The organism is Aestuariivirga sp. (genome assembly GCF_020252405.1).
Lineage (GTDB): Bacteria > Pseudomonadota > Alphaproteobacteria > Rhizobiales > Aestuariivirgaceae > Aestuariivirga.
This window is the reverse complement of sequence record NZ_JADCDA010000001.1, coordinates 58,600-72,739: the sequence shown is the minus strand read 5'-3', so window position 1 is coordinate 72,739 and position 14,140 is coordinate 58,600. Positions and strand designations below refer to the sequence as shown.

General features: G+C 65.7%; 12 protein-coding genes. 1 reads left to right on the top strand and 11 read right to left on the bottom strand.

What is annotated here, in order from left to right; all coding sequences use genetic code 11:
- Positions 1-215 precede the first annotated feature (215 nt).
- Entirely contained in the window at positions 216-887 is a 672-nt protein-coding gene (gene rpe / locus IOC69_RS00325) for a ribulose-phosphate 3-epimerase (RefSeq protein ID WP_290541533.1), read from the bottom strand.
- A gap of 2 nt (positions 888-889) precedes the next feature.
- On the bottom strand, positions 890-1,906 hold the full coding sequence (gene gap, locus IOC69_RS00320) for a type I glyceraldehyde-3-phosphate dehydrogenase (RefSeq protein WP_290541532.1): 1,017 nt from the start codon (positions 1,904-1,906) through the stop codon (positions 890-892).
- 384 nt (positions 1,907-2,290) lie between these two features.
- On the opposite strand from gap, the gene IOC69_RS00315 reads away from it, so the two are divergent.
- Positions 2,291-3,628 carry a DUF3422 family protein gene (locus tag IOC69_RS00315; RefSeq protein WP_290541531.1) on the top strand — a complete coding sequence of 446 codons (1,338 nt, stop codon included), beginning with the start codon at positions 2,291-2,293 and terminating at the stop codon, positions 3,626-3,628.
- Between the two features lie 85 nt (positions 3,629-3,713).
- Here the strand turns inward: IOC69_RS00315 and IOC69_RS00310 are convergent, their stop codons facing one another.
- From IOC69_RS00310 to IOC69_RS00270, 9 genes are all read right to left on the bottom strand, one after another.
- The gene (locus IOC69_RS00310) at positions 3,714-4,883 is read right to left on the bottom strand and encodes a Gfo/Idh/MocA family oxidoreductase (protein WP_290541530.1); all 1,170 of its coding nucleotides are present in this window, start codon (positions 4,881-4,883) and stop codon (positions 3,714-3,716) included.
- A gap of 15 nt (positions 4,884-4,898) precedes the next feature.
- Positions 4,899-5,957 carry a sugar phosphate isomerase/epimerase gene (locus IOC69_RS00305; protein ID WP_290541529.1) on the bottom strand — a complete coding sequence of 353 codons (1,059 nt, stop codon included), beginning with the start codon at positions 5,955-5,957 and terminating at the stop codon, positions 4,899-4,901.
- A gap of 21 nt (positions 5,958-5,978) precedes the next feature.
- Positions 5,979-7,292: a xylose isomerase gene (gene xylA / locus IOC69_RS00300; protein WP_290541528.1), complete on the bottom strand. Its 1,314-nt coding sequence runs from the start codon at positions 7,290-7,292 to the stop codon at positions 5,979-5,981.
- Positions 7,292-8,749, bottom strand: coding sequence for a xylulokinase (gene xylB, locus IOC69_RS00295; RefSeq protein WP_290541527.1), 1,458 nt, complete (start codon positions 8,747-8,749; stop codon positions 7,292-7,294). Before xylB ends, xylA begins: the two co-directional genes overlap by 1 nt.
- 11 nt (positions 8,750-8,760) lie before the next feature.
- Entirely contained in the window at positions 8,761-8,898 is a 138-nt protein-coding gene (locus IOC69_RS00290) for a hypothetical protein (protein ID WP_290541526.1), read from the bottom strand.
- Positions 8,899-8,981: 83 nt separating this feature from the next.
- Positions 8,982-10,367, bottom strand: coding sequence for a flavin reductase (locus tag IOC69_RS00285; protein ID WP_290541525.1), 1,386 nt, complete (start codon positions 10,365-10,367; stop codon positions 8,982-8,984).
- Between the two features lie 12 nt (positions 10,368-10,379).
- The gene (locus tag IOC69_RS00280) at positions 10,380-12,023 is read right to left on the bottom strand and encodes an ABC transporter ATP-binding protein (RefSeq protein WP_290541524.1); all 1,644 of its coding nucleotides are present in this window, start codon (positions 12,021-12,023) and stop codon (positions 10,380-10,382) included.
- Entirely contained in the window at positions 12,013-12,915 is a 903-nt protein-coding gene (locus IOC69_RS00275; RefSeq protein ID WP_290541523.1) for an ABC transporter permease, read from the bottom strand. The genes IOC69_RS00280 and IOC69_RS00275 overlap by 11 nt, the downstream gene beginning before the upstream one ends.
- Positions 12,912-13,883, bottom strand: coding sequence for an ABC transporter permease (locus IOC69_RS00270; protein ID WP_290541522.1), 972 nt, complete (start codon positions 13,881-13,883; stop codon positions 12,912-12,914). Before IOC69_RS00270 ends, IOC69_RS00275 begins: the two co-directional genes overlap by 4 nt.
- Positions 13,884-14,140: the final 257 nt, after the last annotated feature.

Here is a 14,140-nt window from a genome sequence, read left to right as displayed (position 1 = left end):
CGCCCGACCACTCCGCGACCATTGTCGTCCTCCCGCCAAAAGCGGCAGGAATCACAAATCTATCGCAGACGCAACTGTAGTACTAGGCCCCGCGCGCTTCTGCACGTCTCAACTCGTCATCATGCCCGGGCTTGTCCCGGGCCTCTTTTTTTGGTCACCAAAAAGGATCGCCGGGACAAGCCCGGCGATGATGAAAATGGAAATGCGAAAGCGCGTCAGACGGCGACTGACGTCGCCGCCGCGCGGATGGCCCGGATCTCCGCCGCATAATCCCTGGCCTTGAAGATTGCCGAACCGGCCACCAGCACATTGGCCCCGGCGCGGACCGCGTCGCCCGCGGTGTGGCGGGTGATGCCGCCATCGACTTCGATGTCGATGTTGCGGTTGCCAACCATGCCGCGGATTTCGGAAATCTTCTCCAGCATGGCCGGGATGAAGGACTGGCCGCCGAAGCCGGGATTGACGCTCATCACCAGAATGAGATCCAGCCGGTCCAGCACGTGCTTCAGCACGGAGGCCGGCGTTGCCGGATTGAGCGAGACGCCGGCCTTCCTGCCCATGGCGCGGACCGCCTGCAAGGTGCGGTCCAGATGGGGGCAGGCCTCGGCATGGACCGTGATGATGTCAGCCCCCGCCCTGGCGAAGCTTTCGAGATGGGGATCGGCGGGCGCGATCATCAGGTGAACGTCGAAGGGCTTCTTCGTCAGTCCACGGATCGAATCCATGATCGGCGCGCCGAAGGAGATGTTGGGCACGAAGTGCCCATCCATCACGTCGATGTGGATATAGTCGGCCCCTGCCCGGTCGATGGCGCGCACCTCCTCGCCCAGCCGCGCGAAGTCGGCGGCGAGTATGGAGGGGGCAATCAGCAGGGGCCGTGTCCTCACGGTCAGGCGATCAGCTTGCCGAAATAGGCGGCGGTGTCGCCCATGCGGTTGGAGAAGCCCCACTCATTGTCGTACCAGGAGAGGATCGACACGAAGTTGCCGTCCATCACCTTGGTCTGGTCGAGATGGAAGACCGAGGAGTGCGGATCGTGGTTGAAGTCGACCGAGACATTGGGCTTGCCGGTGGCGCCAAGGATGCCCTTCAGCGGGCCGCTGGCGGCAGCCTTCAGGATGAGCTCGTTCACCTCTTCCCTGGCCGTCGCGCGCCTGGCGATGAACTTGAGATCGACGACCGAGACATTCGGCGTCGGCACGCGCATGGCGAAGCCGTCGAGCTTGCCCTTGAGCTCCGGCAGCACGAGGCCCACGGCCTTGGCGGCGCCCGTCGAGGTCGGGATCATCGAAAGCGCCGCGGCGCGGGCGCGGTAGAGGTCCTTGTGCATGGTGTCGAGGGTGGGCTGGTCGCCGGTGTAGGAGTGGATCGTCGTCATCATGCCCTTCTCGATGCCGATCGAATCGTTCAGCACCTTGGCCACGGGGGCAAGGCAGTTCGTGGTGCACGAGGCGTTCGAGATCACCATGTGATCCCTGGTGAGCCTGTCGTGGTTGACGCCATAGACCACCGTGAAGTCCGCGCCATCCGACGGGGCCGAGACGATGACGCGCCTGGCGCCCGCCGTGAGGTGGGCCGCCGCCTTGTCACGCGCGGTGAAGATTCCGGTGCATTCCAGCGCGATGTCGATGCCCAAGTCCTTCCACGGCAACTGGCTCGGGTCCTTGATGGCGGTGACCTTGAACTGGTCCGCGCCGATCGAGATCGAATCGCCCTTCACCGTCACCTCATGAGGGAAGCGGCCGTGGATGGAATCGAACTGCAGGAGATGGGCATTGGTCTCGACCGGGCCCAGGTCGTTGACCGCCACGACGTCGATGTCCTTTCGGCCGGACTCATAGATGGCGCGAACGATGTTGCGGCCGATGCGGCCGAAACCGTTGATGGCGACACGGACTTTCGTCATGGGAAGCTCTCCGGATGGTGGCGGGTTGAAACGCGGCGGCTGTTATAGAGATTTTGCTGCGCCGCGGAAGGGGGTAGCCGAGCTGCGCCAGTCAGCCGTGGGCTGCATAGTGCCGGGGGAAGAACGCGGCGAGTGCGGCCGCCATGACCCGCCGGGCCTGGGCGCCGTTCACCTGGCTCTGTAGCCCGCCCCGCCGAGGCCCACCCACAGGCCGTCGCCCAGCGACTCCAGCGCCCGCGCGGTGAGTGCGGCGTCCAGCGCATAGCCGCCTTCGGCAATCACCTGGCGGCACAACCCCTCGGTGGCGGCGCACCGGCCGGGCGGCCTTGCGGGGGGAAGCTGTGTCGGACTGTCGCACGCTTGCCATGCGGTGCAGCATAGTCAATGCTCGACCCCGGGGAAAGGCTGAAGGACGAGCCTTGGCTGACCCCGCCGCGGAAATATCTCGTAGAGCCTGACATGCGCGACCATGAACTGAGATCGATCCTCAATGACGAGCTGCACGGTCGCCCCGGCCTGCCCGTGGTCGCGCCTGCGCGCATCACGCATCTGGCCTTCACCCTGTCCGAGGGCGACCCGGACCCGCTCGATCACGTCCGCCTGCTTTGCGACGCGCTGGGGGTGAAGCCGCCGCCGCCCGGCGCCGCCCACCATGCCTTCGACATTGCCGGCGGCCAGTTCAAGTATGAACGCCATGGCGAGTTCTACCGCATCAGCGTGGTGGCCGGGGGTGGACCGGAAAAGGGCGAGGCGCTGGTCATCCTGCCGGTGGGCTGGGTCGACGGGCTGCCGGGCTCCCGCCTTGTCGGCATCCACACCCGCATCATGGCCAAGGAGGAGGAGGGGCCGGACGTGGCGGAGCTGATCCGCATGTTCGGGCACGAAGACCTCGCGGGCTCGGTCGTCAGCTCCGGCCATGCGGCCGTGTGGACCGACTTCCGCATCGGGCCGGACGGCTATACCCGCATGCTGGTGAAGGACAATGGCCTGTCGCCGCTGCGGCTTGGCCGCGTCGTCCGCCGCGTCCACGAGATCGAGACCTACCGCATGATGGCGCTGCTGGCCCTGCCGCTGGCGCGCAAGGTGACGGGCGAACTGGCGGGCCTCGACCGCGCGCTCTCCAGGGTGACGGCCGACATGCTCTCGGCGCGCGAGAGCCACGAGGATGCGGAGCTGCTGACCTCGCTCAGCCGCATCGCGCGCGACGTGGAGGAAATTTCGAGCCGCACCAGCTATCGCTTTTCCGCCGCGCGCGCCTATGCCGCCCTCGTCGACAAGCGCATCGCGGAACTGGGCGAGGAGAAGGTGATGAGCTTCCAGCGCATCGGCGTCTTCCTCGACCGCCGCTTCTCGCCCGCCATGGCCACCTGCCAGGCGGTGAGCGACCGCATCAAGAGCCTGGCCGAGCGCAGCGAACGCGCCTCCAACCTGCTGCGCACCCGCGTCGACATCGCACTCGAGGCGCAGAACCAGCAGGTGCTGCAGTCGATGGAAAAACGAAGCCACCAGCAGCTGCGCCTGCAACAGACGGTCGAGGGCCTCTCCGTGGTGGCGATCAGCTATTATCTGATCGCCATTCTCTCGAAGCTGATCGAAGGTTTTGGCTCATACGCCCATGTGGAGACGAAGCTCGTCAGCATCATCATCATTCCGGTCGTGGTATTCCTGGTGTGGTACGGCATCAGAAGGCTCAGGAAGCATATTCTGAGTCCGGAAAAATGAGGTCCTTGCGCCTTGCTCCCGCTTCCGCTGCCGTGGAAGAAGATGCCCGCACACCACGCATGAGCCGGTGAGCGGCGCATCCGCCCTACAGCTTCGTCCACTTGCCGTTTTTGCCGGACGACCTCACGCAGGCCTCGATGAAGGCCATGCCGGCCACACCGTCGGCGATGCCGGGGAATGCGACGTCCTTGTCCGGCTTCCTGCCCGCCCGCTTCGCCTTGATGGCGCGCGCCACCTCCGTGTAGACGTTGGCGAATCCTTCGAGATAGCCCTCCGGGTGGCCCGGCGGCACGCGCGTCACCCGACCCGCGGCGGGGCCGGAGCCCGCGCCGCCGCGGGTGATCAGCCGCTTCGGCTCGCCGAAGGGCGTATGCCAGAGATAGTTGGGGTCCGCCTGCGCCCATTCGAGGCCGCCCCTGGCGCCATAGATGCGAAGCTTCAATCCGTTCTCGTTGCCCGGCGCCACCTGGCTGGCCCAGATCATGCCGCGCGCCCCATTGTTGAAGCGCAGCATCACATGCACGTTGTCGTCCAGAACGCGGCCCTTCACGAAGCTCGTCAGATCGGCCGAGAGTTCGTCCGCGCTGAGCCCCGAGACATCGCACATGAGCTGATAGGTGTGCGTTCCGATGTCGCCCACGCAGCCGCCCGAGCCTGAGCGCTTCGGGTCGGTGCGCCATTCGGCCTGCTTCTGGCCGGTTTTTTCGATCGCGGTTGTAAGCCAGTCCTGCGGATACTCGCCCTGCACGATGCGGATTTCACCGAGCTCGCCCGCCTTCACCATGGCCTTGGCCTGGCGGATCATCGGGTAGCCCGAATAATTGTGGGTGAGGGCGAAGATGATGTCCGGATGCCTGGCCAGCGCCTTCTCCAGCTGCTTCGCCTCCTTGAGGCTCAGCGCCAGCGGTTTGTCGCAGATGACGTGGATGCCCTGCTCGATGAAGGCGAGCGCCGCGGGCACGTGCACGTGGTTGGGTGTCACGATGGAGACGGCCTCGATGCCGTCTGCCCGCTTCGCCTCCGCCTTCGCCATTTCATGGAAGCCGACATAGATGCGGTCGGGCGCGAGCCCCAGTTCCGCGCCGGAGGCCCTGGCCTTCTTCGCGTCAGCCGAGAGGGCGCCGGCCAGGACTTCATACTGGTCGTCCATGCGGGCGGCGAGGCGGTGCACGGCGCCGATGAAGGCCCCCTGCCCGCCGCCCACCATGCCGAGCCGGATGCGGCCCGCGTTCGCGTCGCTGCGTCCCGATACCATGATGTTCTCCTCCGATCAGGCCAGGCCGAGCATGCGGCGGGCCTTGGTGGTGTCCGGCTTGCCGCCCGCGAAGTCGTCGAAGGACCTGGCGGTGGTCTTGATGATGTGGCTTTCGATGAAGGGCGCGCCTTCGGCCGCGCCCTGCCCGGCATCCTTGATGCAGCATTCCCATTCGAGCACCGCCCAGCTGTCGTAATTGTGGCCGGCGAGCTTGGAGAAGATGGCGCCGAAATCCACCTGCCCGTCGCCCAGCGAGCGGAAGCGCCCCGCGCGCTTGAGCCAGGGCTGGAATCCCGAATAGACGCCCTGCCGGCCCGTGGGGTTGAACTCGGCGTCCTTCACGTGGAAGGCGCAGATCCGCTCATGATAGATGTCGATGAAGTCGAGATAGTCGAGCTGCTGCAGCACGAAATGCGACGGGTCATAGTTGATCCGGGCCCGCGGATGATTGTCGAGGCGCTCGAGGAACATCTCGAAGGTGATGCCGTCAATCAGGTCCTCGCCGGGGTGGAGCTCGTAGCCCACATCGACGCCATGCCCGTCGAAGGTGTCGAGCAGCGGCTTCCAGCGCCGCGCGAGCTCGTCGAAGGCCTCCTCGATGAGGCCCGGCGGGCGCGGTGGCCAGGAATAGATGAACGGCCAGGCGAGCGCACCGGAGAAGGTGACGTGGCTGGTGAGGCCCATGTTTTGGGATGCTTTGGCGGCGAGCTTCACCTGCTCCTCGCCCCAGGCGCGACGGTCCTTCGGCTTGCCGTGGACCGCGGCGGGCGCGAAGGCGTCGAAGCCCTCGTCATAGGCCGGGTGCACGGCCACGAGCTGGCCCTGAAGGTGCGTCGACAGCTCGGTCACCTCGACGCCATTGGCGCGCGCGACACCCAGAACCTCGTCGGCATAGGTTTTGGACCCGGCGGCCTTCTTCAGGTCGAAGAGGCGGCCGTCCCAGCTGGGGATCTGCACGCCCTTGTAGCCGAGCGAGGCAGCCCATTTGGTGATCGAATCCCATGAGTTGAAGGGTGCTGCATCGCCCGCGAACTGGGCGAGGAAGATCGCGGGTCCCTTGATATCGGTCGGCATGTCGGGTCCTCCCTGGACTGATCAGATGTAAGAGTTGAGAAGCGCTTCGAGGCGCTCCTGCCTGCCGGAATTGGGTTGTGGGTCGAGGCCTTCGGCGAGCGCCCGCCCGGCAATCGACTCCAGCGTCTCCCTGCCTTCGAGCATGGCCTTGTTCCTGGGCTCGTTCCACTTGGCGTAGCGATCCGCCACGGCCTTGCCGAGCTTGCCATCCTCGAGGATGGTGGCGGCGATCAGCAGGCCGCGCGCGCAGGCATCCATCGAAGCCACATGCGCATGGAGAATGTCGTCCGGATCGATGGACTGGCGGCGGATCTTGGCGTCGAAGTTGAGGCCGCCCGTGGTGAAGCCGCCGGCCTTCAGGATTTCGAGGAAGGCCAGCGACATTTCGGGGATGTTCATGGCGAACTGGTCGGTGTCCCAGCCCGACTGATAGTCGCCGCGGTTGATGTCGATCGAGCCGAAGATGCCGAGCGCCGCGGCGAGCGCGATTTCGTGCTCGAAGGTGTGGCCGGCGAGGATCGCATGGTTCTGCTCGATGTTGACCTTCACGTCCTTCTGCAGGCCGAGCGCGGCGATCGTCGCGTGGACGGTGGCCACGTCATAGTCATACTGGTGCTTGGTCGGCTCCTTAGGCTTCGGCTCGATCAGAATCGGGCCCTTGAATCCGATCTTGTGCTTGTAGTCGACAACCATGGCGAGGAAGCGCTTGGCCTGCTCCAGCTCGCGGCCGATATCGGTGTTGAGCAGCGTCTCATAGCCTTCGCGACCGCCCCACATGACATAGTTGGCGCCATCGAGGTCCTTGGTCACGTCGAGGCAGTGCTTCACCTGGGCTGCGCAATAGGCGAAAACGTCCGGGTCCGGGTTGGTGGCCGCGCCCGCCATGAAGCGGCGGTTGGAGAACATGTTGGCGGTGCCCCAGAGAAGCTTCTTGTTCTTCGCCGCCATATTCTTCTCGAAGAGCTTGGCGATCTCCGTGACGTTGGCGTTGAACTCCTTCAGCGACTTGCCTTCGGGGGCGATGTCAAGGTCATGGAAGCAGAAAAAGTCGACGTTCAGCAGTTCGAGCGTCTCGAACATCAGGTCGGCCTTCATGCGGGCCGCAGCCATTTCATCCGGCATGTGGCGCCACGGGCGCTGGAAGGTGTCGCCGCCGAAGGGATCGCCGCCCGGCCAGCACAGCGTGTGCCAATAGGCGATGGCGAAGCGCAGGTGCTCGCGCATCGTCTTGCCCATCACCGCCTGGTCCGGATTATACCAGCGGAAGGCAATTTCGCTTCGGGCGTTGGCCCCCTCGTACCTGATCGGCTCCTTGATGGAATAGAAGGCGGACATCAGCGGTAAATCTCCTTGATGGCGGGATAGATCGACGCATAGCGGCGGTAATGCGCCTCGTAAGCGTCACGCGCCTTGGGTTCGGGCTTGATCGTGCGGGCGATTTTCGGCGCGGTGAGCACCTTGCGGAAGTCGGCGCCCGTGGCGGCGATCATGCCAAGGCGGGCCGCGCCGAAGGCGCCGCCGACGTCGCCCGCGGCGGGGAGATCGACCGGCACGCCCAGCACGGTGGCAATGATCTTGAGCCAGAGTTCGGACCTCGATCCGCCGCCGACGGCTGTAACGCGCGTCACCCCGGTGCCCGCATCCTTAAGCGCTTCAAGCGAATCGCGGAAGGCGAAGGCCACGGCATCGAGCGCCGCATGGGTGAGCGTCTTGTGGCCGCTCTCGTGGCCAAGCCCCATGATGAGGCCGCGGATTTGCGCATCGGCCACCGGCGTGCGCTCGCCCGAAAGATATGGCAGCATCAGCGCGGATGATGGTCCGGCGAGCTTGGAGCCGAGTGCGGCGGTGAGCTTCGGCGCGGGCTTGCCGAGGATCGCCGCCAGCCATTCGAGGCTCGCGGCGGCGGAGAGGATGACGCCCATCTGGTGCCAGGCGCCCGGCACTGCATGGCAGAAAGCGTGGACGGCGCGTCCGGCATTGGGGCGGAACGTGTCGTTCGAGACGAACATGACGCCCGATGTGCCGATGGAGACGAGGGCCGCGTTGTCGGTGACGGCGCCGATGCCGCAGGCCGCCGCGGCATTGTCGCCGCCGCCGCCCGCCACCACGGGCCGCTTCGGCATGCCCCACGACCTGGCGACCGCGGCCGTGAGGCGCCCCGTGGCATCGGTGCCTTCATGGAGCTTCGGCATCTGTTCGATGCTCATGCTGCCGGCGGCGAGCAGCTTCTCCGACCAGTCGCGCCTTGCGCAGTCGAGCCAGTAGGTGCCGGAGGAATCCGACATGTCGGAGGCGTATTCGCCGGTCATGCGGAAGCGGATATAGTCCTTGGGCAGCAGCACCTTGGCCACCGCCGAGAAGATCTTCGGCTCGTGCTTCTTCACCCAGAGCAGCTTCGGCGCGGTGAAGCCCGCGAGCGGAATGTTGCCGGAGATTTCCCGCGCGCGCGGCTCCGCCGTCTCGATGTCCACGCATTCGCGGAAGGAGCGCGCGTCGTTCCACAGGATGCAGGGGCGCAGCACCTTGCCATCCTTGCCGAGCAGCGTCGCGCCATGCTGCTGGCCGGAGAGGCCGATGCCTTCAACCGCCGCAATCGCCTTGGGCTTCAGCTTGCCGAGCGTCTTCACCACCGTGTTGCAGGCCTTCCACCAGTCCTCCGGGTTCTGCTCCGACCAGCCGGGCTCAGGGCGCGAGACCCTGACGGGCGCCGACGCGGTGGCGATGATCTTCTGCTTCGCGTCGATCAAGACGCCCTTCACGGAGGATGTGCCGAAGTCCAGTCCCAGATACATGCGCGGTCCTCCTAAGGTATATTGTCGCGGAGATGGATGCCGATGACACCATCGGCCAGCACCGCGGCGCTGCCGCGGACCGCCCGGCCGGCGGCTGCGAAGCCGACACCCGCCTCAGCCGCGGCATCCTGGATGGTGGCCTTGAGCATGGCCCATCAAAGCGCGGCGGCAAGTATCCGTCAATTCCCGGGAGGCGTCCGCCAGCCCGACAGCCTCTTGACCTGATAGCTCTCTAATCGACGGCCTTCACGGTGCCCTGGCGGTGGTCGCCGGAATAGACGTTGAAGCGGCCGATCTTGCGCTCTGCCGCATAGCGGCGGAGCATGGACCGGGTGGCCTCGTCAGGCAGCCGGTCCCACGGGATGTCCTCGAAACCGGCGAGCACGGTGCGGCCTCTTGCATGGAGCAGCGCCTCGCCGCGATAGTAGATGCACTGCTCGCGCGTGCCCGGTTTCTCGAAAACCGCGAAGAGGAAGCCGAGCGTGGCGTCAAGCCCCTCGCGCTGCAGAAGCTCGTGGAGCTGCGAGGCGCTGCCCGAATGGCCGTGGCGGCCCACCTCCGGAAGCGCCAGGCCGCTGGGGCGTGACGGGTCGGGCAGCAGCACGAGACGGTTGTCGTTCTCGAGGATCGCCCCCACCACGGTGCGGCTGGCGGAGGAGGCGGCATTCACGGCCGCCTGCTCGAGGCCCAGGGTGATGTAATGGCCGCGCGCATAACCCAGCGGGTTCGCATCCGAATAAGAGAAGGCTTCGACATGGCCCAACAGGATGATGTGATCGCCGGCGTCGATCGCCCGATAGCGGGCGCAGTCGAACCAGGCGGCGGAGCCCTCGATCAGCGGATTGCCGAAGGGGCCGGCGCGCCATCCGGTGGCCTCGAACTTGTCGGGGCGCCTCGAGGCGAAGAGCACGGAGGTGTCCTTCTGCGCCTCCGACAGGATGTTGACGGCGAAGCCACGGGCGGTGCGGAAGGTCTCCATGCTGGCCGCCTGCTTGCCAATGCAGATCATCAGGAGCGGCGGCTCCAGCGAGACGGAGGTGAAGCTGTTGGCGGTGAAGCCGCGGGGCTGGCCATCCGCCCCCGCCGTGGTCACGATGGTGACGCCGGTCATGAAGCTGCCGAAGGCGGAGCGGAGCTCCCGGTTGTCGAATGTGCTCAGGCGTTCGGCGAGGAAGGCGGCGATCTGGGCTTCGACATCGCCGGATGCGGCGGCAGCGCGGCCGCGCTGCAGCTGGCGGGCCAGGGCCTCGGCCTCCTGGCCGTGCACCTGCCCGGCGATGATGAGAACCGGGCAGAGCACGGGCGGCCCGCCATGCTCTGGCACCGCATCGAGCAGCACGATGCGGCGCACCCGGTGCGGATGGGCCGCCGCGACGCCAAGGGCAACGGCCGCGGCCGCCCCGTGCCCGATGATGTTGGCGGAGGCGATGCCGAGATCATCCAGCAGCCGCAAGACCTGTGCAACCGGATCGCCGGCGCCAAGTTCGGGCGCGATGACGCGAAAGGCGCCGGCAAGGCCCGCGCGCAGATGCGCGGAGCCGCCGCCGAGAAGCAGGGCGGCCTCACCCTCGCCCGACCCGCTGTAACGGCTGCCGCCGGTGCTGCGCTGTTCGGCCAAGATTGCCGGTCCTCAGGCCTTGACCTTCGCCCTGGCGCGTTCGGCGAGGAGGTTGGTGAGCCAGTCCGGGTCCATCTGCGGGACGGAGGAGAGGAGGAGCTCCGTATAGGCCGGGAAGGGCGGGTTCAGCACCTGCGTCTTGGGCCCCTGCTGCACCACCTTGCCGCGGTGCATGACCACGATCTCGTCCGAGATCGCCCGCACCGTGGCGATATCATGGGTGATGAAGAGGTAGGAGACGTTGGTGTCCTTCTGCAGTTTCATCAGCAGCGTCAGGATTTCCTCCTGCACGATCTGGTCGAGCGCCGAGGTCACCTCATCGCAGATGATGATGTCAGGCCCGGCGGCAAGCGCGCGGGCGATCGAGATGCGCTGCTTCTGGCCGCCGGAGAGTTCGCCCGGCAGGCGGTCGATGTAGCTCTCGTCGAGTTCGATCGAGTCGAGCAGCTCCGCCACCTTGCGGTCGCGCGCCGCACCCTTGACGGCGTGGTAGAACTCGAGCGGGCGGCCGAGAATGTCGCGGACCGTCTGCTTCGGGTTCAGCGAGGTGTCCGCCGACTGGTAGATCATCTGGATGCGGCGCAGCGTGTCCTTGTCGCGGTCCTTCAGCGCGCGCGGCAGGGGCTTGCCGTTGAACAGGATCTCGCCCCTGGCGGGCGGCAGCAGGCCGGTGATGGCGCGCGCCAGCGTCGACTTGCCGGAGCCCGACTCGCCCACCACGGCAACCGTGCGGCCGCGCGGCAGGCTGACGGTGACATTGTCGAGCACCTTGACCACGCCGGAATAACTCGCATCGACATTGCGCACGCTCAGCGTCACGTCATCGCTGATCGATTCTTCCTTGGCGAGCTTGCGCACGGCCCAGAGCGTCTTGGTGTAGTCCTCCCTGGGCTCCCGCAGCATCTCGCGCGTGGGGGCTTCCTCAACCTCGAGGCCGTGGCGCAGCACCATGATGCGGTCGGCCATCTGGGCCACCACCGCGAGGTCGTGGGTGATGTAGATCGCCGCGGTGTGGAACTCCTCGACGATGTTGCGCATCGCCGCCAGCACCTCGACCTGCGTGGTGACGTCCAGCGCCGTCGTCGGCTCGTCGAAGATGATGAGGTCAGGCCGGCAGGACATGGCCATCGCCGTCATGGCGCGCTGCAGCTGCCCGCCCGACACCTGGTGCGGATAGCGCTCGCCGATGGTCCGCGGATTTGGCAGCTGCAGGCGGCCATAAAGATCGATGGCGTCGGCCACCGCCTTGTCGCGCGTCATCAGCCCGTCGCGCACCGCTGTTTCGACCGTCTGGTCGATCAGCCTGTGGGCGGGGTTGAAGGAGGCCGCCGCACTCTGCGCCACATAGGCGATGCGGGCGCCCCACAGCTTCCGTTTCGCGTCTTCCGGGGCGGCACGCAGATCGATGCCGTCGAACATGATGGCGCCGTCTACGATGCGGCAGCCGGGCCTGGCGAAGCCCATGGCGGCAAGCCCGATCGTCGACTTGCCGGCCCCGGACTCGCCGATCAGCCCCAGCACCTCGCCGCGCTTCAGCGTGAGGTCCACCCCCTTGACGATGGGGTGCCACACGCCATCCGAATTGCCCTCGATCCTGAGGCCGCGGATTTCGAGAAGGGCCTCGCCCTTCACGCGTTGTCTGTTGTCACTTTTCATCGCGCAGACCGCTGGTCTTGTGGAGGAACCAGTCCACCACGAAATTGATCGCCACCGTCAGCAGCGCGATCGCCATGGCGGGGTAGAAGGGCGCCGGGATCCAGGGAAAGGTATGGACGGGGAAGGTGATGAGCGTCTTGCTCTCCGCCACCATGGAGCCCCAGTCGGCGGTGGGCGGCTGGATGCCCACGCCAAGGAAGGACAGTGCGGCAATGGTGAGGAAGACGAAGCAGAACCTGAGGCCGAACTCGGTGATGAGCACCGGCAGGATGTTGGGCAGCACTTCCTTGAAAATGATCCAGCCCATCTTCTCGCCGCGCAGCTTTGCGGCCTCGACATAGTCCATCACCACGACGTTCAGCGCCGTGGCGCGGGCGAGGCGGAACACGCGGGTCGAGTCAAGCAGCGCCAGGATGAGGATCAGGTTGAGGATGCTCTTGCCGGCCACCGCCAGCAGCATGAGCGCGAAGATCAGCACCGGGATCGCCAGGAAGGCATCGACGACGCGCGAGATCGCCTGGTCCAGCCAGCCGCGCTTCAGCGCGGTCAGCACGCCCAGCGTGCCGCCGATGGCGAAAGACAGAAGCGTGGTGAGGAAAGCGATGCCGATGGTGTTGCGCGCGCCATAGATGAGGCGCGAGAACAGGTCACGCCCGATCTGGTCCGTGCCGAGGAGGAACTGCTCGCTGGCGGGCTGATAGGCCCTGCCCACCACCTCGGCCTCGCCATAGGGCGCGAGCCAGGGGGCGAAGATGGCCGCCAGCACATAGATCACAATGACGATCATGCCGAACCAGGCGCTGATGGGCGCGGAGGCGAGCGTGCGCCGTGTGTTTTCCCACAGTGTACGGCGGGCGCGGACGGAGCGGAGTTGTGGGGCTTGCGCGGTCATTTGGGGTGCAGCAGCCGCGGGTTGGTGACGATCGACACGATATCGGCCGACAGGTTGAGCAGGATGTAGGTGGCCGCGAAGATCAGCGCGCAGGCCTGCACCACCGGCATGTTGCGGCTCGACACGGAGTCGACCATCAGCTGCCCGATGCCCGGATAGACGAAGACGACTTCAACCACGACGACGCCGACCACAAGATAGGCCAGGTTGAAGGCGATGACGGTGGCGATCGGCGCCCAGGCATTGGGCAGGGCGTGCTGGATGACCGCGTCGCGCTGCGACACACCCTTGAGGCGGGCCATTTCCATGTAGGGGCTGGACAACAGATTGATCAGCGCGGCCCTGGTCATGCGCATCATGTGGGCGACGATGACGAGGGTGAGGGTGATGGCGGGAAGCGCAGCGCGATAGATGTGCTCAAGGAAGGAGGTATCCTCGGACACGGTGGACAGCGACGGGAACCACCTCACCTTGATGGCCAAGAAGAACATCAGCAGATAGGCGATGAAGAACTCCGGCGTTGCGATGGTCGTCAGCGTCACGGCGTTGACGGCCCGGTCATACAGGCTGTTGCGGTAGAGCGCGGCCATGATGCCGAGGAACAGCGCGAGCGGCACGGCGATGACCGCCGTCATGATGGCGAGGAAGAAGGTGTTGTAGAGGCGCGGCGCGATGATGGCGGAAACGCTCTTCTTGATCGAGCCGCCGGCGCCGGCATAGGAATAGCCGAAATTGCCGTGGAGCACGTTCCAGATCCATTCAAGATAACGAATGGTTGCTGGCCGGTCGAGACCGAGTTCACGATTGAAGGCCGCCACCGTTTCCGGCGTGGCCCCTTGTCCGAGAATGGCTTGTGCAAAGCCACCAGGCAGCATTTCAAGGGACGCGAAGATCAAGACCGACACAACGAACAGCGTCAGCAATCCAAGTCCCAAGCGCTGCAGTACGGTTTTCAGAACCGGATGCATGCCTCTCCCCTCGCGCATGTTCCGTTCAGGCGGAATCGCCTGAATGAAAAGAACATACGCCAGATCAATATCTTGAGCATGATCTTATCGCAATAGCGTTTCCACTTTTGCGGATCATGCTCCGGATCAAAGGCTTGAGCATGATCTTGCCGCAAAACCGGTTCCACTTTTGCGGATCATGCTCCAGATCAAAGGCTTGAGCATGATCTTATCGCAAAAGCCGTTCCACTCTTGCGGATCATGCTCCAGGCGGCGCC